The 18,235-nt window shown below is 35.5% G+C and carries 20 protein-coding genes and 1 tRNA gene; 18 read left to right on the top strand and 3 right to left on the bottom strand.

Annotated features, from left to right (window positions below):
* Nucleotides 1–15: 15 nt before the first annotated feature.
* Complete coding sequence (locus OD90_RS06390) at nucleotides 16–405, bottom strand: DUF983 domain-containing protein (RefSeq protein WP_144668109.1); 390 nt, start codon at nucleotides 403–405, stop codon at nucleotides 16–18.
* Nucleotides 406–486: 81 nt separating this feature from the next.
* Here OD90_RS06390 and abc-f point away from each other — a divergent pair, with 81 nt between their 5' ends.
* The 15 genes from abc-f to OD90_RS06315 all read left to right on the top strand — a co-directional run bounded on the left by abc-f (nucleotide 487) and on the right by OD90_RS06315 (nucleotide 14,884).
* A complete protein-coding gene (abc-f, locus tag OD90_RS06385; protein ID WP_144668107.1) occupies nucleotides 487–2,400 on the top strand; it encodes a ribosomal protection-like ABC-F family protein in 1,914 nt (637 codons plus the stop codon).
* 300 nt (nucleotides 2,401–2,700) lie between these two features.
* Nucleotides 2,701–3,837: an efflux RND transporter periplasmic adaptor subunit gene (locus OD90_RS06380; protein WP_144668105.1), complete on the top strand. Its 1,137-nt coding sequence runs from the start codon at nucleotides 2,701–2,703 to the stop codon at nucleotides 3,835–3,837.
* Between the two features lies 1 nt (nucleotide 3,838).
* On the top strand, nucleotides 3,839–7,087 hold the full coding sequence (locus OD90_RS06375; RefSeq protein WP_144668103.1) for an efflux RND transporter permease subunit: 3,249 nt from the start codon (nucleotides 3,839–3,841) through the stop codon (nucleotides 7,085–7,087).
* Nucleotides 7,084–7,752 carry a hypothetical protein gene (locus OD90_RS06370; RefSeq protein WP_144668101.1) on the top strand — a complete coding sequence of 223 codons (669 nt, stop codon included), beginning with the start codon at nucleotides 7,084–7,086 and terminating at the stop codon, nucleotides 7,750–7,752. The genes OD90_RS06375 and OD90_RS06370 overlap by 4 nt, the downstream gene beginning before the upstream one ends.
* Nucleotides 7,749–9,116, top strand: coding sequence for a TolC family protein (locus tag OD90_RS06365; protein ID WP_144668099.1), 1,368 nt, complete (start codon nucleotides 7,749–7,751; stop codon nucleotides 9,114–9,116). The genes OD90_RS06370 and OD90_RS06365 overlap by 4 nt, the downstream gene beginning before the upstream one ends.
* Before the next feature lie 43 nt (nucleotides 9,117–9,159).
* Nucleotides 9,160–9,339: a CPXCG motif-containing cysteine-rich protein gene (locus OD90_RS06360; protein WP_144668097.1), complete on the top strand. Its 180-nt coding sequence runs from the start codon at nucleotides 9,160–9,162 to the stop codon at nucleotides 9,337–9,339.
* Nucleotides 9,340–9,359: 20 nt separating this feature from the next.
* Nucleotides 9,360–9,761 (top strand): STAS/SEC14 domain-containing protein, encoded by a 402-nt coding sequence (locus OD90_RS06355; RefSeq protein WP_144668095.1) that lies wholly within the window; start codon nucleotides 9,360–9,362, stop codon nucleotides 9,759–9,761.
* A 124-nt stretch (nucleotides 9,762–9,885) separates the two neighbouring features.
* Nucleotides 9,886–9,958, top strand: a tRNA-Met gene (locus OD90_RS06350).
* 59 nt (nucleotides 9,959–10,017) lie between these two features.
* Entirely contained in the window at nucleotides 10,018–10,233 is a 216-nt protein-coding gene (locus tag OD90_RS06345; RefSeq protein ID WP_186434718.1) for a YgjV family protein, read from the top strand.
* A 147-nt stretch (nucleotides 10,234–10,380) separates the two neighbouring features.
* Nucleotides 10,381–11,829 (top strand): BLUF domain-containing protein, encoded by a 1,449-nt coding sequence (locus OD90_RS06340; protein WP_144668093.1) that lies wholly within the window; start codon nucleotides 10,381–10,383, stop codon nucleotides 11,827–11,829.
* A gap of 147 nt (nucleotides 11,830–11,976) precedes the next feature.
* Nucleotides 11,977–12,201, top strand: a complete 225-nt coding sequence (locus OD90_RS06335) for a hypothetical protein (protein ID WP_144669652.1) — start codon at nucleotides 11,977–11,979, stop codon at nucleotides 12,199–12,201.
* 71 nt (nucleotides 12,202–12,272) lie between these two features.
* Nucleotides 12,273–12,734 (top strand): RNA methyltransferase, encoded by a 462-nt coding sequence (locus OD90_RS06330; protein ID WP_144669651.1) that lies wholly within the window; start codon nucleotides 12,273–12,275, stop codon nucleotides 12,732–12,734.
* A gap of 125 nt (nucleotides 12,735–12,859) precedes the next feature.
* A complete protein-coding gene (era, locus tag OD90_RS06325; RefSeq protein ID WP_144668091.1) occupies nucleotides 12,860–13,744 on the top strand; it encodes a GTPase Era in 885 nt (294 codons plus the stop codon).
* Nucleotides 13,745–13,771: 27 nt separating this feature from the next.
* Nucleotides 13,772–14,305, top strand: a complete 534-nt coding sequence (locus OD90_RS06320; protein ID WP_144668090.1) for an RNA methyltransferase — start codon at nucleotides 13,772–13,774, stop codon at nucleotides 14,303–14,305.
* A 90-nt stretch (nucleotides 14,306–14,395) separates the two neighbouring features.
* Nucleotides 14,396–14,884: a DUF4199 domain-containing protein gene (locus OD90_RS06315; protein ID WP_144668088.1), complete on the top strand. Its 489-nt coding sequence runs from the start codon at nucleotides 14,396–14,398 to the stop codon at nucleotides 14,882–14,884.
* Nucleotides 14,885–14,971: 87 nt separating this feature from the next.
* Here OD90_RS06315 and OD90_RS06310 read toward each other — a convergent pair whose 3' ends face one another.
* A complete protein-coding gene (locus OD90_RS06310; protein WP_144668086.1) occupies nucleotides 14,972–15,556 on the bottom strand; it encodes a lipocalin family protein in 585 nt (194 codons plus the stop codon).
* 244 nt (nucleotides 15,557–15,800) lie between these two features.
* Here OD90_RS06310 and rplU point away from each other — a divergent pair, with 244 nt between their 5' ends.
* The 3 genes from rplU to OD90_RS06295 are packed head-to-tail and all read left to right on the top strand — an operon-like array spanning nucleotide 15,801 to nucleotide 17,473.
* Nucleotides 15,801–16,460: a 50S ribosomal protein L21 gene (rplU, locus tag OD90_RS06305; protein ID WP_144668084.1), complete on the top strand. Its 660-nt coding sequence runs from the start codon at nucleotides 15,801–15,803 to the stop codon at nucleotides 16,458–16,460.
* A 57-nt stretch (nucleotides 16,461–16,517) separates the two neighbouring features.
* Nucleotides 16,518–16,778 carry a 50S ribosomal protein L27 gene (gene rpmA, locus OD90_RS06300; protein WP_144668082.1) on the top strand — a complete coding sequence of 87 codons (261 nt, stop codon included), beginning with the start codon at nucleotides 16,518–16,520 and terminating at the stop codon, nucleotides 16,776–16,778.
* A 59-nt stretch (nucleotides 16,779–16,837) separates the two neighbouring features.
* The gene (locus OD90_RS06295; protein WP_144668080.1) at nucleotides 16,838–17,473 is read left to right on the top strand and encodes a hypothetical protein; all 636 of its coding nucleotides are present in this window, start codon (nucleotides 16,838–16,840) and stop codon (nucleotides 17,471–17,473) included.
* Between the two features lie 36 nt (nucleotides 17,474–17,509).
* On the opposite strand, the gene OD90_RS06290 is transcribed toward OD90_RS06295, so the two are convergent.
* A complete protein-coding gene (locus tag OD90_RS06290) occupies nucleotides 17,510–18,232 on the bottom strand; it encodes a DUF6503 family protein (protein WP_222430159.1) in 723 nt (240 codons plus the stop codon).
* Nucleotides 18,233–18,235 lie beyond the last annotated feature (3 nt).

Here is an 18,235-nt window from a genome sequence, read left to right as displayed (position 1 = left end):
AGTTAAAGTTGGTATTTAAGTAATTTTGCTTTTTGAAGGGTCATATTTCATAAAAAAATTAATCCATATATTACGCGAAATCCTCATTATCACTGGCATAAAAACGATCATTGTGCCTATTATCGCAATAAAAGTATTAGTGAGTGTAGCTTCAAATAACAAATAAGTAATTACAAAAGCTGCGGTTGCAAATGCGATCCCTACTGGGTAGCTTACATACATTGCTCCATAAAAAAAAGAAGGTTCTATTTTATATTTTGTGTCGCAATGAGAGCAGCGTTCATGCATTTTGAGGGTTTGAGAAAGCTTATAGGGGTTTTGAGTTCTATACATGGATTCATTTTGACATACAGGGCAAGTGCCTGTGAAGATGCTGTATAGTTTTGATCCTTTTAGAAATCCCATAATCTCATTGGTTTAGAGTACAAATTTAAGCATTTTTGCACTCCTTAAAACAAAGGGTTTATAATTTTTACTTATCCAGATATGCTTAATATTCATAATCTTTCAGTGTCTTTTCAAGGCGAATACTTATTTGAAGAAATAACATTTCGTCTAGGGGACGGAGATCGGGTAGGGCTTGTAGGTAAAAATGGAGCAGGTAAATCTACAATGCTACGAATTATTTCTGGTGAGCAGCAATACGATACAGGTTCTATTGCTATAGAGAAAGAGGTAAGTATTGGATTCTTAAAGCAGGATATAGATTTTGTAGAAGGGCGCACAGTTCTTGAAGAATCTTATGAGGCTTTCGCCAAAATAAAAAAACTAGAAGCTCAGTTAGATGATATAAACAATCAGCTAGCAACTCGTACAGATTACGAAAGTGAGGGCTATCATCAATTAATGATTGATGTAAATGAAGTTCAAGAGCAATATGAAGTGCATGGAGGTTATAATTACAAAGGTGAAACAGAACGTATATTGCAAGGTTTAGGTTTTAAACGTGATGATTTTGACAAGCTTACTGACACATTTTCTGGAGGGTGGCGCATGCGTATTGAACTGGCAAAATTACTATTGCAAAATCATGATATCTTATTGCTTGATGAACCTACTAATCACTTAGATATTGAGTCTATAATATGGTTAGAAACATTTTTAAAGGGATACACAGGAGCAGTAGTTATTGTTTCTCACGATAAGATGTTTTTAGATAACGTTACTAATAGAACCATTGAAATATCGCTAGGTCGTATTTATGATTACCCAAAGCCATACTCAGAATATCTTGTGTTGCGTAAAGAGCTAAGAGAGCAGCAGCTTGCATCTCAAAAGAACCAACAGAAGCAAATTGAACAAACAGAAAAGCTTATTGAAAAATTCCGCGCCAAAGCTTCTAAAGCTACAATGGCACAATCTCTCATAAAAAAGTTAGATAAAATAGATCGTATTGAAGTAGATGAGGATGATAATAGTGTGATGACTCTGAAATTTCCCGTATCTGTAACCCCTGGAAAAGTCGTTGTAGAAGCAGAAGGAGTTGAAAAAAGCTACGAAGATAAAAATGTACTTCAAAACATAGACTTACTCATAGAACGTGATACAAAAACGGCCTTTGTAGGACAAAATGGTCAAGGAAAATCTACGCTTGCAAAAATCATTGTGGGAGAGTTATCTCATAAAGGAAATGTAAAGCTAGGACACAATGTCCAGATAGGATACTTTGCTCAAAATCAAGCTGAATATCTAGATGGATCAAAAACTGTTGAAGAAACAATGATTGATGCAGCAGATGAAAAAACGCGGCCCAATGTGCGTAATATTTTAGGTTCTTTTCTCTTTCGAGGTGAGGAGGTAGATAAATATGTAAGGGTGCTTTCTGGAGGGGAACGTAATAGGTTAGCCTTAGCAAAATTGATGTTACAACCATTTAACGTGCTTGTAATGGATGAGCCTACAAACCATTTAGATATAAAGTCTAAAAACGTCTTGAAAGATAGTCTTAATCAATTTGAGGGTACACTTATTGTAGTTTCTCACGATAGAGATTTTTTACAAGGCCTTACAGATCGCGTGTATGAATTTAAGGATAAGCGTATAAAAGAATATCTAGGTGATATAGATTATTATCTAGAACAGCGTGATGTATCTAATCTAAGGGATATAGAGAAACGAGATGTTGTTAAAAAAACAGATGAAAAACCTAAGGAAAGTAAAAAATCGTTTGAAGATCAGAAGAAACTCAAATCTTTAAACAATAGATTAAGCAAGGCCGAAGCAAATATTAATAAGCTAGAGCGAGAAGTTAAAGCTTTAGATGTAGAGCTGGCTGTAAATTATGAGGAAACCATCGCAAAGGCAGATTTTTTTGACATCTACAATAAAAAGAAAAAAAAGTTAGACATCCTAATGGAAGAATGGGAGGCTATCACTGAAGAGCTAGACGCGTTGAGTTGAATTTTCACGCTTTCGCGAAAGCGTATTTCTGCAAATTCCCTAACTCAAAGAGGTTCTACATAAAGAGTGCTCCTCGGTATATCGATCAGTTTTTTTTAATATAGAAGTACTAGGGTATACATGGAAAGGTAACTTAGTTATTACCCTCTCATGCTTATAACTTAATACCTTGTAATAATAACTTTTATAACATTTTATTTAAGAACTTCTTAACAACTGCGACTGTTTTACATAGGTAGCTTTGTAAATTCCAATCCTTTGACTGCTTGTCTCTAAGGATATATATTTAAACTACTCTAAATGCGTAAAGTTATACTTTCAGTTGTAGGACTCATATTAATTATAGGAGCCTATTTTGCATCACAGGCCATAATTGCCAGCAATCAAAAAGAACGTCCTAAGCCTAAGAAAGTTATTAAAACTGTTTTCGTAGATACCGTAAACAATGGAATTGTTCCTATTAATATTTCTGCTAATGGAAATCTTGTTTCTCAACGTAGACTAGAGCTTTTCTCAGAAGTTCAAGGTGTTTTACAACGAGGTAGTAAATTGTTTAAACCAGGACAAACCTATCGTAAAGGAGAAACGTTATTAAGCCTAAATAGCGCAGAATATTACGCCCAAGTTAAAGCTCAGAAAAGTGCACTATATGATCAGATTACAGCGATTATGCCAGACCTGCGTTTAGATTACCCAGATTCTTTTCAAAAGTGGAATGCCTACCTCAATACATTTGATGTAAATAAGAACACACCTGAGCTTCCAGAAATGACATCAGAAAAGGAAAAGTATTTTATCTCAGGCCGTAATATACTTACATCCTATTACAATGTAAAAAACCTCGAACAACGATTAAGCAAGTATAGAATTGCTGCTCCATTTTCTGGAATATTGACAGAAACACTAGTTACAGAAGGAACCCTTGTTCGTCCAGGACAAAAATTAGGAGAGTTTATCGATACAAGTGTGTATGAACTTGAGGTGGCCATTAGCAAATCTTACGCAGATTTATTGAAAATTGGGAGCCAAGTGATGCTTACAACTATTAATGGGGAGCGAGAATACATAGGTAAAGTAAGTCGTGTCAATGGAAATATAGATCAAGCTTCGCAAACTATAAATGCATACATAGAGGTGAAGGGGTCAGATTTAAAAGAGGGAGTATATCTCGAAGCTGTATTAGAGGCAAAAGAAGAGGCAGACGCTATATCAATACCTAGAGGCTTACTACAGCCAGAAAATCAACTTTTTACCGTGCGGGATTCTATACTAGAAATGATAAATGTGCAACCTGTATATTTTTCCGAAAAAGAAGTAGTTGTAAAAGGAGTTCCTGATGGAACGCGTATTGTTAGTAAACCAGTTCCTGGCGCTTATGCTGGTATGCTAGTTAAGATGTATCAAGAAGGAAAGGATACCCAAACACAAGCAGAGTAGTATGCGCAAAATTATAGAGTATTTTATAAAATATCACGTCGCAGTAAATGTGATCGTATTGATGTTTTTTGTTTTTGGTATTGTAGGAGCTTTATCACTTAAATCTTCTTTTTTTCCGCTAGTAGATTCAAAAAATATTAATATAAGTGTCGTTTACCCTGGAGCATCTCCTCAAGAGATAGAAGAAGGGATCGTACTTAAAATTGAGGATAATTTAAAAGGATTAGATGGTGTAGAACGTGTCGTATCTACTTCTCGTGAGAATAGTGGAAACATTAATGTAGAAATCGAGAAGGGAAAGGATATAGATTTTATGCTTTTGGAGATAAAGAATGCGGTAGACCGTGTTCCGTCTTTTCCATCAGGTATGGAGCCACTTGTGGTTGCCAAACAAGAAGCCATTCGACAGACTATATCTTTTGCTATAAGTGGTGACAATGTAGAATTAGCAACACTTAAGCAAATAGGCCGTCAGGTAGAAAACGACCTGCGTGGTATTGATGGTATTTCTCAAATAAATGTATCTGGATATCCTGCAGAAGAGATTGAGATTGCGGTAAATGAAAACAGCTTACTCGCGTATAATCTAACATTTGCGGAGGTTTCTCAAGCAGTGAGCAGATCTAATATACTCACCACAGGAGGTACAATAAAAACAGATGCAGAGGAGTATCTAATAAGGGCAAATAATAGATCTTATTACGGGGATGAGCTGTCAAATGTGGTCGTAAGATCTGACGCAAATGGTCGCACGATTAGACTTAAAGACGTTGCACAAGTTAGAGACCGTTTTTCGGAAACACCTAATGCAAATTATTACAACGGTAATCTAGCAGTAAATGTAACGATCACTTCTACTAATACAGAAGACCTGATAGGAGCGGCAGAGGCTACTAAGGAGTACATTGAAAATTTTAATCAAAAATATAATAACGTACAACTTGCTGTTGTAAATGACTTGTCAATAACCTTAGTACAGCGTACAAAATTACTTACTGAAAATGCTATTGTAGGGATGCTGTTAGTTTTAATTTTTCTGTCTGTGTTCCTTAATACAAGGTTAGCCTTTTGGGTAGCGTTTGGATTACCAGTTGCTTTTTTAGGGATGTTTATGCTAGCTGGATACTTCAATGTCACGATCAATGTTTTATCTCTGTTTGGGATGATCATTGTTATTGGTATTCTCGTAGATGATGGAATTGTAATTGCAGAAAATATTTATCAGCATTATGAGCGAGGTAAAACTCCAATACAAGCAGCCGTAGATGGAACCATGGAGGTATTGCCTCCAATTTTAAGTGCCATTACAACAACCATACTAGCCTTTGGGATTTTTCTGTTTTTAGATGGTCGTATAGGTGAATTTTTCGGAGAAGTATCTGTAATTGTGATGCTAACATTATTAGTTTCTTTGGTAGAAGCCTTAATTATTCTTCCAGCCCACCTTGCTCATTCAAAAGCATTGAGAACAGAGAGTAATGCACCAAAAAAAGGAATAGCAAAAATATTCTCAAAATTGAGGTACATTAACGAGTTTGGTGATCGTATTATGCAGTGGTTACGAGATAACGTATATAGTCCTGTCTTGAGATTTGCGCTAGATTACAAGTTTCTCATGTTTTCCTTTTTTATTGTGTTTGTAATATTAACGCTAGGAAGTTTTCAAGCAGGGATTATAAGAGGAGCGTTCTTTCCACAAATAGCAAGTGATAACGTACGTGTAACACTCAATATGCCTAACGGAACAAATGAAAAAGTTACTGATAGTATTATATCCTTTATTGAAGACAAGGCAAACGAAGTTAATCAAGAACTTACTTCAGAATATCTAAATGGAACGAATACTGAGCTTTTTGAAAATCTAATTAAAACTGTGGGTCCTGGAGGTTCTCAAGCCTCACTATCTTTAAATTTATTGCCGGGAGAGGAGCGACCTAATGAGATTACAAGCGCATTGGTCACAAATCGTTTACGCAAAAAGGTAGGGCAGGTTGTAGGTGTAGAGAGCTTAGTATATGGAAGTGGAGGAAACTTTGGTGGTAGCCCAGTTTCTGTATCCTTATTGGGAAATAACATTGCAGAATTAAAAGCGGTTAAAGAGGAGCTCAAGGAATATCTAGAGTCCAATCCAGAGATTAAAGACGTTACTGACAATGACCCCGCAGGAATAAAAGAAATACGGCTTGAGCTAAATGAAAGTGCTTACGCATTAGGGCTCAATCTCCAAAGTGTGATGGCTCAAGTCAGATCTGGATTTTTTGGAACTCAGGCACAGCGTTTTCAAAGAGGCCAAGATGAGATACGCGTCTGGGTACGTTACGACAAAGAAAATAGAACATCAATAACAGATCTTGATGAGATGCGCATCGCAACACCTAGCGGAGCAAAAGTGCCACTTAATGAAATAGCAACGTACACTATTGATCGTGGAGATGTAGCTATAAATCATCTAGAAGGTAGACGTGAAATTCAAATATCTGCAGATCTTGAAAATCCAAAGGAAGTAAGTGCAACAGATGTGATGGCAGAACTGCAAAATAATGTGATGCCAGAGATCTTATCAAAGTACCCAACGGTGACACCATCGTATGAAGGTCAAAATAGAGAGGCAGGTAAACTTACTGGATCTCTAAAGCCAGTAGGCTTGACGGTACTTCTACTTATTTATATTGTGATAGCTTTTACATTCCGTAGCTATAGTCAGCCATTAATGTTGCTGTTATTAATTCCATTGAGCTTGCCCGCGGTAGCTTGGGGGCATTGGATACACGATTTTCCAGTAAATATTTTGTCAATGTTAGGTATTATTGCGCTTATTGGGATAATGGTAAATGATGGGCTTGTTCTTATAGGTAAATTTAATAGTAATCTCAGGGAAGGAATGACCTTTGATGAAGCCATTTTTGATGCTGGTCGTTCTCGATTTAGAGCTATTTTCTTAACCTCTATAACTACAATTGCTGGACTTGCTCCACTTATTTTTGAAGAGAGTAGACAGGCTCAATTTTTAATTCCTATGGCAATAAGTATAGCTTATGGGATTGGTTTTGCTACAATTCTTACCCTAGTGATGTTACCTATTTTCTTGTCTTTTAGTAATTGGATGAAAACAACTACAGAAAAATTAATAGTGGGTAGAAAAGTACCTAGAGAAAGTTCAGAGCGTGCGGTAAAAGAAATGGAAGAAGAAGCAGCAAATGAAGAAGGTCAACAAGTAGCGTATAATTCAAACACGGAGATTGCCTCATGAATTTGTATAAAAATCATACCGATAGAGAATTGATAACTGTACTTGATAACGTGAATAAACTCACTTACGAGGCGCAACTTAATTTATTAAGGGAGTTTAATAAAAGAAAAATCACACAAGATACTTCAACACTTCAATTACTAATTTCAGAGACAGAAACTGCAATAAGAAACCTCGATGTACTAAAAGACTTGGGTTTCAAGGCTCAGTTTGATGATGATAGCCTTATTGTAAAAAGAGATAGCAGTGCGCAGTTAATGGATATCGTAGCTATCGTAATAGGTTTTATGTTAGCATTGATAGGATTAATACACTTCTGGCTTCTTATAGCGATGTTCTTTGGTGATAATGAATTCACACTTACAAAATTAATTACGTATGCACTGATGATACTTGCTGGAGGTGTAGGTTTTAAAATGCTTAAAGGTGTGCATCGATTTTTAGATTATAGATCTTTTAGCTTAGAGCAAAAGCGAGATTCTTTAGAAGTACACAAAGGAGGAGATGATTTAAAATATGTGCCGCAGGATGCGTCTCTAGAGACTCAAGATGAGGAGCTCATTTTTAAACTTGGAGATAATGAAATAATATATGCAAGTGCTTATAATTTGAAACAAAAAATGACACTTGAGGAGCTGGTACGTAAAATTAAAAATATAGGATGATTCCATCAAGATTAGTTAAACATATTGGATGTATTATTTGTTTTTTTGCTTTCGCGAAAGCGTACCCACAGCAAACGGCACAATTATTATCCAAAGAGGATGCTGTACAACAAATGCTAGAGAACAACTTTGGGGTTCTACTAGCGACAAACCAAGTCGCCATTGCTGAAAATAATACGAGTATTCTCAATTCAAATTATTTGCCTACAGTTTTTGGACTTGCAGGCGCAAACTTTGATAGAACAAGTAGTACTAATGATTTTGGAGGTGCATTAGATCAACAGGGCAATCCCCGTCCTGATATAATCATTGACGATGCAGAGACAACTCGTTATGATGCATCCATAAATGCCAGTTATACATTATTTGACGGCTTGGGAAGATTTTACAATTACAAGCAACTCAAAGAACGATATAATTTATCTCAGTTAGAAGCGAGAGAAACTATAGAAAATGTAATGCTTCAACTTTTTTCTGTATACTATGAAGTTGCTAGAATTGAAGAAAATATATCAGTACTAGAGTCGGCTTTAGAAATCTCAAAACAGCGAGAAACTCGTGCTCAGTATCAATTTGACTATGGACAGGTAAATAGACTTCAAATACTCAATGCTCAGGTGGATATTGTAACGGATAGTATTAATTTATTAAATGCATCTCAACAACTGCGTAACGCACAACGAGATTTAAATGTCGTCTTGGCCAGTGATATACAAGATTTAAAAACGGCAGATACTACTGTTACATTTGTAAGCCCTCTTCTTATGGATAGCTATCTTGAAAATGCCACTTTAAACAACGTGAGTTTGTTGCAAATTGAACAAGACATACTCATTAATGATTATGAGATAAAAAAAGCAAAAGGTCTGTTTTTACCTACCATAGGTCTTACTGGAAGCTATGGATGGAATCTAGCAAATAATCCTGCCTCTGCATTTTTTCCTAGCACAACAAGAACATCTACTTCATTAGTGGCAGGAGCTAGTTTACGGTGGAATCTTTTTGACGGAGGGCGCTCTATTGTAGGACTAAAAAATGCAAAAATAGCTCTAGATAGTCAAGAAATTTTAAAGGCGCAGCTAGAACAATCTGTAAAAAGAGATATTGCAAATGCTCGCGGAAATTATATTAATGCACTAGCGATCTACCATCTTCAAGAAGATAACGTAGCAACTAGTATTGCAAATTTTGAACGTTCACAGGAAAGATTAAAACTTGGACAGATCACAAGTATAGAATTTCGGCAGGCGCAGCTTAATTTGCTCAATACTCAAACGAGTAAGAACGCTGCAAAATACACAGCTAAGCTAGCTGAACTTACACTGTTGCAGTTGACGGGACAGTTACTTAACGTCGATTTTTAGTTTTACGCTTTCGCGAAAGCAAACTTGACACAAAACCTACATTATGTACGAGCATTTTTTTCAATGTCCATACTGTTGGGAAACAATATCTATGCTTCTAGATCCTTCTGCAAATTCTATATATGTGGAGGATTGTGAAGTATGTTGTAACCCTATAGAAATCCGAACAGTATTTCAAGAAGGTGAATTGTCAGAATTTACGGCATCAAATATTGAACAGTGAATCTTTAAAAGCCGTACCTTTTGTGTAATAAGCAAGCTATGGTAGTTACACTAAATATTTCTGAGAGAGTTATAGGGTTTGTATTTGAAAAAAAACTTGACCAAGAAGGTGTGGATGAGATCAAGGAATCTATTCTTGAAAAGCTGGAGAAGTACGAATCTATAAATCTATATTTGGAAGAAGATGATACTGAAGATGTAAATCTTAAGGCATTGATGGAAGAAATGCTTTTTAACATCAACCATAGTAACAGATTTGAAAGAGTTGCAGTTGTAACAGACAGAGACTGGATACGAAACTTGTCGACATTTAAAGGTGTATTAATGGATTCAGAACTTAAAACGTTCACTTTAGGGGAGCGTGTTGATGCACTTTCATGGATAATCCAGTCATCAAACTTGAGGGTTTCAAAAAAGACATAATATTTCTCTACTCACAATTAGTTTATTTCCAGTGAAATAAATAGAAATAAAAATTTTTACAAATATTTTAAGCTTTCATATTAGGTTTTAGCCTTAAAATGGTTGTATATTTGCCATCCAATAGCGCGGGATAGAGCAGTAGGCAGCTCGTCGGGCTCATAACCCGAAGGTCACTGGTTCGAGTCCAGTTCCCGCTACTAAGTAAAAGTCCCAACCGTAAAGGTTGGGACTTTTTTTATATCTTAATTAGAAATTTATGGAAATAAATCCAACAGAAATCATTGGGTATCTAGCAAGTCTATTTGTGTTACTGTCATTTTTTAATAAAGATCTACGTAAGCTGCGTATTGTGAACTCTGTAGGATGCGCCCTCTTTGTAGCTTATGGAGTACTGCTAGGCAGCATCCCTATTATTATTACAAATGTTGCCATATTATTAGTAAATGGGTATTATCTGTTTATTAAGAAATAGACCAAAAGTACCCTAGAGGTCTTTTAATTGTAGGTTTTTTATTAATTTTATAGCACCAAATCCAGCAAACAGCATTCATATTTTTTTCAATTGCGTCAATGAGAGAGTATTAGAGTACTTAGTTTTGTGTTTTAAGTTTTATCAAAAATGTTAAACATTAGTGAGTTAACCCCTGCAGACCAACTTCGCAAGCTCGCTGTATTTCTAGAGGCAGATTTCAGTGAGAGTCTTGGGGCATCTAAGCTTGTGCTGGATAATGATAACGGTAAGGGCGTGATTACAAACCATGTCATCTTCTCAGGTCTTGTGGTAAGGACCTATAACATCAAGTTATCAGAGGAATTTATTTTTACAAAGGATGAAAGCCAAATGAATCCTTTATATTTTCTTTATTGTATAGAAGGTTATTTCTATCACAAATTTGAAAATACAGATAAGGTAAATAAAATTGGTCATTTACAGAATGTAATTCTGTCAAGTGCTACAGATGAGCAAAACACAATTATTCTACCTGCAAATGTTCAAATATCTATGACTGCCATCCTAGCGATGAAAGAAAATATGACTGAGGACGTGTATCATAGTAGAGAAGGATTATGGAAAGATGTATTTGAACTTTTTGAAGTAGATGGGCAGGATACCGCTTTTCAGTATTTTGGAGAAATCTCTCCTAGGATTGCAGAGCACACAACATTGTTAGTAAAAAACACCAGAACAGATGTTATAGGTAGGCTATTGGCAGAAAGTGCAGTGCTTAAAACTATCTCAGAACAGATAGATTCTTACCAAAAGTCTGATGCTAATACTAATACAACACATGGTTTACGCGATGATGAGTTACGTAAAATAATTGATTTAGGAGATTATATTAAATCAAATATAGGGAGCAAACTGTCTGTAAAAGAACTCTCTCGTACTGCAGCTATGGGACCAGCAAAACTTCAGAGTGGGGTGCAACATATTTTTGGAGAAACAGTAAACAGTCTAATTATTCGCTTAAAAATGGAGCGAGCTCGGGAACTTTTACTCAATACAAATAATACAATCTCTGAGATTGTGTACTCAATAGGATTGTCAAGCAGAAGTTATTTTTCAAAAAAATATAAGGAGGTTTACGGCTTACTGCCTAGTGATTTTAGAAAAAAGGTATGTGATAAAGAAGTAATATTTGAACTCAGTTACAGGTCAAAGGCAAAAAAATCTTTAACACAAAGCGATATTGATAAAATGGTGTCTAATTCTAGAAGTAATAATATGCGACATAATATTTCTGGGTGTTTAGTACATCATGAAGCTACTTTTTTTCAAATGATAGAAGGCTCTAAAAAAGACGTATTGGAGTTGTACAATAGCATAAAATCTGATGATCGTCATACAAATGTCGAAATTATATGGAAAGGTTTTACTGTAGGACGCACATTTGAAGGTTGGCATCTCGCTACCGTATCAGGAGGTGGAGATTTGAGGTCACAAGATGATCCTCAATTATTTGAGCACATTAATGTAAATGAAATGTTAGATAGCTTAAAAAATACTTCTGTTGCTGCAGATATTCTTTGGAAGCGTGTTAGTGATAGGATGAAGGTGGCTGGGTAGTTTCTAATAACTGATGATAGTACAGCGTCAAAACGGTTCTTAATCGCTGATTTTCAATTTTTTGAGTAGCATTTAGGGCATATTTTTTGATCAATCTTTGGAAATTAGAGTGCGTTGTCTTACATTCGCCAAAATTTGAAATACTGTATGAAATTAATGGAAGAAGCGGTGGAGTTTGAAAATGCTTCTATGAGCAATATGTCCACCAGTGATCGCGTTGCAGCTTCAAGAGAAGCAAAGCGTCTCATTCTTGCACTGAATGAGATTTTTAAAGAGACCAAAGATCCAGAGATTATGGATGCTATGAAACGTCTCACTGAAAAGAAAAAGAAAATTGAAAAACGCTTAAAGGGAAGACCTGATAGTATGTAATAAAAAAGAGACCTCCACAAGACGGTCTCTTTTTTATGATCTTTATTTTCTTTACTATTATATATACTACGATGCAGCCAGATAATTTTAAAAATGAATTCTTTGGGATAGGGATTCAAAATGGAAAAACCCCAGAAAACTTAGGGGTTTTATGGAGGTCTGCACAAAACTTAGGGGCAAGCTTTATTTTTACAATAGGTAAACGGTATGCAAAGCAAGCTAGTGATACTCACAACGCAGTGCATTCAATGCCTTATTATCACTACGATAATTTTCAAGATTTTAAAACCCATTTACCTAAAGGCGTGCGTATTGTAGGTGTCGAGCTGGATGAAAACGCTGCTTCCTTAGAAACATTTGAGCATCCCAGAAGATGTGTTTACCTACTAGGTGCTGAAGACCACGGACTCTCTAAGGATGCTATCAAAGAGTCTCATTTTTTAGTTCAATTTTCTTCAACATTTAGTCTTAATGTTGCTGTAGCGGGCAGTATTGTTATGTATGACAGAACGCGCCAGAAATCAAGATCTTGATTTTACGCTTTCGCGAAAGCGTACTGTAATATTACCTGAGATCTACTGCTTTGAGTCAGTTTCTTGACCTCATGGCTGCCTCAAAATGCTTTCATTAAAGTATCTTTGCGTAAAAGATGTTAGTTATGGCTCATAAAGCAGGATTTGTAAATATTATAGGAAACCCAAATGTTGGGAAAAGTACACTTATGAATGCTTTTGTAGGGGAGCGTTTGAGTATTATTACTTCTAAAGCTCAAACGACACGTCACCGTATCTTAGGGATTGTAAATGGTGAGGATTTCCAAATGATATTAAGTGATACGCCTGGTATTATAAAACCAGCATATGAGTTGCAAGCCTCTATGATGGATTTTGTAAAAAGTGCCTTTGAAGATGCAGATGTGCTATTGTATATCGTAGAACTAGGAGAAAAGGAGCTTAAGGACGAGGCTTTTTTTAATAAGATACGCTCCGCAAAAATCCCTGTGTTATTACTCATAAACAAGATTGATAAAGGTGATGAAACGTTACTTAATGAAGCGCTTACATTATGGACAGAAAAAGTGCCTAATGCTGAGGTATTTGCAATTTCTGCATTAGAAAACTTTGGGGTTCCACAAGTTTTCAATAGAATTATTGAACTATTACCAGAGTCACCAGCTTTTTATCCTAAAGATCAGCTTACTGATAAGCCTGAGCGCTTTTTTGTAAATGAGATTATAAGAGAAAAAATCTTACTTCACTATAAGAAGGAAATACCTTATGCTGTAGAGATTGATACCGAAGAATTTTTTGAAGAGGAAGAAATTATCCGTATGCGCGCCGTTATCATGGTAGAGCGCGAGAGTCAAAAAGGGATTATTATTGGTCATAAAGGAAGTGCTCTCAAAAGAGTGGGAGTAGAGGCAAGAAAAGATCTCGAAAAGTTTTTTGGAAAACAAGTTCATCTTGAATTATATGTAAAAGTGAATAAAAACTGGAGAAGCAGTGAACGCCAGCTCAAACGTTTTGGTTACAATCAGAAATAAAATTAAAAGGATGTTCCTGCTGTAATTATGAATAACCGAAAGCTGAAAAATAGCGAGCTCACTCGTAAATCTATTACAGATTTTAAGGAAGCTGTAAAAACTCCTATTATCATTATTTTAGATAATATAAGAAGTCTCAATAATGTGGGCTCTGTTTTTCGTACAGCAGATGCTTTTCTTATTGAAAAAATCTATCTCTGTGGTATTACAGCCTCTCCACCGCATCGGGATATTCAAAAAACCGCCTTAGGAGCTACAGATTCCGTTTCTTGGGAGTATGTAGAAGATGTGGTTACGCTTACGCGAAAGTTACAAAATGAAGGGGTTCAAATCTGTGCTGTGGAGCAAGCAGAGGATGCAATCATGCTTAACGAGTTTGAGCCATCTTCACATAAAAAATATGCAGTAGTGTTTGGGAATGAAGTGAAAGGAGTTCAACAAGAGATCGTGTCTTTGTCAAATGCAGTGATAGAAATCCCACAAGTTGGGACCAAGCATTCACTTAATATTTCTGTTTCCTGTGGTGTGGTGGTTTGGGATCTATATAGTAAATTACTTTAAGTTTGATTTTTTATACCCTACTATTTAACAGCTACTTGGCATAATTGAATTTTGATTTTGTTTATCTTTATGTAAATAAAAATAAACATTATGTCAAGATTTACAATGCCTATTAGATTTGCCATAGCAATGGCTGCGGGACTTATAGCATACTTTTTAATACTATCTCTTTTTGACTTACATACCCAAGTACTCTTTTCCTTGTTTAATGGGGTTATTGTAGGCTTTGGAATTTTTGAAGTGATTAAATACACCAAGATCCGTAAAGGTGCGTCTTTTTCATATTCAGACGGGCTAGTTAATGGGGTTGTCTCTGGGTTTATAGCGACACTATTATTTACAGGATTTTTTGCTCTTTACGCAGGGAATATTAATCCAGAATTTTTAGACGGAATGATAGGTCCTTGGCAAAAAACCTATAACACGAGCATAGGTGCGGTAATCTTTACAGTAGCCATTTGTGGTTTTGCATCTGCAATATGCTTAGCTCTATGTTTTATGCAATTATTCAAACCCAGTTGGAACACACAGGGGACAAATAAAATACTAAAGGACAGGGGTGATTCCATACGCGGATAATTACTACGGTGTATCAAAAAAAAGCCACTCATTATATATGTGTGGCTTTTAGGATAAAAAGTAGACTGTTTTAAATAATTGTTATGATTAATTAACTCTACTCAAAGTCATAACAGCTGATCCTGTAACAGAAAGTTCAGCTCCATCAGGTAAATCTGAACCTGAGCCCTCTAAATCTTCAAAGTCACTAACAATTTGAAGCGTGTTTTCGTTTAAGATAGTAATAGTGGACGTAGATTTACTTACATCATCTCCAAAACCATTGTTATTCATATCTCCTGTTGTAAACCCAGAAAAAGTTAATTGGTCTCCATCTATACTCCACTCACCTGAAGTTTCAATATTACTTACGGTTGTTGTTTCTGTACCTACTGATTGTCCAGCGACTGTTGTTTCAAGCGTTACATCGTAAGATCCATCTGCAACCAATGTATTGTCTTTATTGAAAATTATATTATAATCAAAATTTGATCCTACGGCAGTTGCAGATGCAGTTATAGATTGACCTTCAAAGCTTGTTGTAGTGTCAACATCATAATCAAAATCAGTAATTGTCCATTCTCCTACAATAAGACTCTCATCAATGTTAAAAGAATTATCATCATCAGATGAACAAGATGCAAAAGTAATTGCCGCTAGAAACAAAGAGATGCTCAATTTAATAGTTTTCATTATTTAAATTTTGTGTTTATTCGTCAAAACTATTGTTAAATACGATAAACCGCAAGCTAATTGTTAAGAAAAACCAAAATTTAAATATCAATTATGCTTTAATGTAAATGATGGTTTTATTATAATTGTCTTTAAAAATTACCATACAAGTATTGTAAATTAAAAGATTAGAAGTATATTTGCACCCGCTTAAATCATATGATTTGAGTTATTATTAGTGTAACAACATATTTAATTAATCGCTATGTACGCAATTGTAGAGATAGCAGGGCAGCAATTTAAAGTTGCAAAAGACCAAAAAGTCTTTGTTAATCGCCTATCAACTGAAGAAGGAAAAAAAGTCGATTTCGACAAAGTTCTTTTAGTAGGTGATGGAGATAGCATCACTTTAGGCGCCCCAGCTATAGACGGAGCTCTAGTAGGAGCTAAAGTCTTAAGACACCTTAAAGGTGACAAAGTAATCGTTTTCAAAAAGAAAAGACGTAAAGGATACCGTGTTAAAAATGGTCACCGTCAGTCTCTTACTGAAATCGTAATTGAGAGTATTGCTACTTCTGGAAAGAAAAAAGCTGCTCCTAAGAAAGAAACTAAAAAAGCTGACGAAAAAGCTGCCGCTCCTAAGAAGGCTGCTGCTTCTAAAAAAGCTAGCAAAGCTGACGATTTGAAAAAAATTGAAGGTGTAGGGCCAAAGGCTGCTGAAGCTATGGTAAATGCAGGGATGGATACTTTTGCAAAAGTAGCAAAAGCAAAACCAGAGGAGATTGAGGCTGCTTTAGCAGAAGCAAGCTCAAGACTTGCGTCTTTAGTAGCAAACACTTGGCCAGAGCAAGCTGCATTAGCTGCAGAAGGTAAGTGGGACGAGCTTAAAGAATTACAAGACAATTTAGACGGAGGAAGAAAATAATCTTTCCCCAAAGTATAATACATCCTGAGTAACTCAGGATCCTAAAACCGAAAAAAGATGGCTCACAAAAAAGGAGTTGGTAGTTCTAAGAACGGTCGTGAATCAGAATCAAAACGCTTAGGTGTAAAGATTTTTGGAGGACAGGCTGCTATCGCAGGAAACATCATCGTACGTCAAAGAGGTAATACACATCACCCAGGTGAAAATGTGTACGGAGGAAAAGATCATACACTTCACGCTAGAGTGGATGGTGTGGTAAAATTCCAGAAGAAAAAAGATAATAAATCTTATGTTTCTATTGTGCCTTTTGAGGCATAGTAGTTAAGATGATATCTTACTCATTTAAAAGTCCTTGCTGTAAATAGCAAGGACTTTTTATGCTTAAACATATACCATCATTTTTTGAGAGTAAGCTGTTTATTTTAGGCATTGTTATTGTTGCTCATAAAGAAATCACTTACCATATGAAAGCAACGTTACTTTTAGTACTTTTTTTAATAGTAACATCTTGTATTCCCACAGCTATAGCTCCAGATTTAGAGAATGGTAAAATAATTAGAGCAAAAAAGTTTAAGCGTAAACTACCTAACAGATATGCTTATATTTTTACAGACTCAAAAAAAGCAGACGAATTCTATCACTATATCAACACAAAATACAATCTAAATTATCAGTATGTGCAATCTAATGTGCCTGTAATTATTAACGAAAAGCAGTTTTATATATCTTTTTATGAGACAGATAAAAAAACACAAACCATTAACCTTATCCCTATACTTATTGACGCAAAACGAGAATCAAATGGGAATGAGGCTGTTTTAAGAGACATCTATAGTAGTGAGTGGAATAGGTGGTATGTGATATTACTAATAACGGCAGAAAACTTTCAAGATGGACTTAATCCAAGCTATAGCCATTATAAAGAAGTAAAAGAATTTGCAGAGAGTCTAAAAGATGAATATTACCGCACTTCTAACTATAATCAAACTATCTTACAAGCTTCCAATAAGTAAGTTGACAGAAGTTTATTAGTTCTAGGGGTTATAATTTTAATGAATGAGTTTATCTGTTCCAAGGTAGCCGTTATCTTTATTGTAATACCAAGCTCGATTTTCTGGCATTTTAATTCCGTTAATAACCTTTAATCCTGTCAAAAGTATGTATTCTCCAGTAGATCTATCATCCCCTTTAAAAAAACGATAAGCCTCCATAGCGTAAGTTTTTGGATTAAAATAAAACTCCCAGTTATCACTGCCTACTTCCTCGTTATAAGTTACACGGAGAGTAAGGTATTCTTTTCCTTTAAAATTTTTAATCAACACTATAGGATTTATTATGGTGCCTGGATCTCTTAGTTTCATAGGAAGTCCATAGAGGTAAGTATAATAATTTTTGAGCATAAGCGCTCGCTTACAAACATCATCATCTAGAGCTGTTTTAGTGGGAGGCATATCTTTATCAGAGAGAATACAACATTCTTCAGAAACTTCTTTTGTAGAAATCTTACCATTTCTATTTTCAACAAGCTTAAAATACTCCTCTGGTAAATTAAGAGTTACGGTGCTTTTTCGTGGTTGCATCTTTGGGCTTTCTAAGAGAATTGTAAAAGTTCCTTTAAAGGAAGGCCATTTATTTGCTGGGTCATGAAAAGCAATAACTTTGTTTAGTAACTCTTGGCCTGTTATTTGAGAAACAGAGTTTGGTTGTTGAGCGGTAACCGCTTTCGCGAAAGCTAAACAGCATATCAGTTCCAAAATCAACATTTTTTTCATACC

This window comes from Dokdonia sp. Hel_I_53 (assembly GCF_007827465.1).
In the GTDB taxonomy this organism is placed as follows: domain Bacteria; phylum Bacteroidota; class Bacteroidia; order Flavobacteriales; family Flavobacteriaceae; genus Dokdonia.
This window is presented reverse-complemented; position numbering and strand designations above follow the sequence as displayed.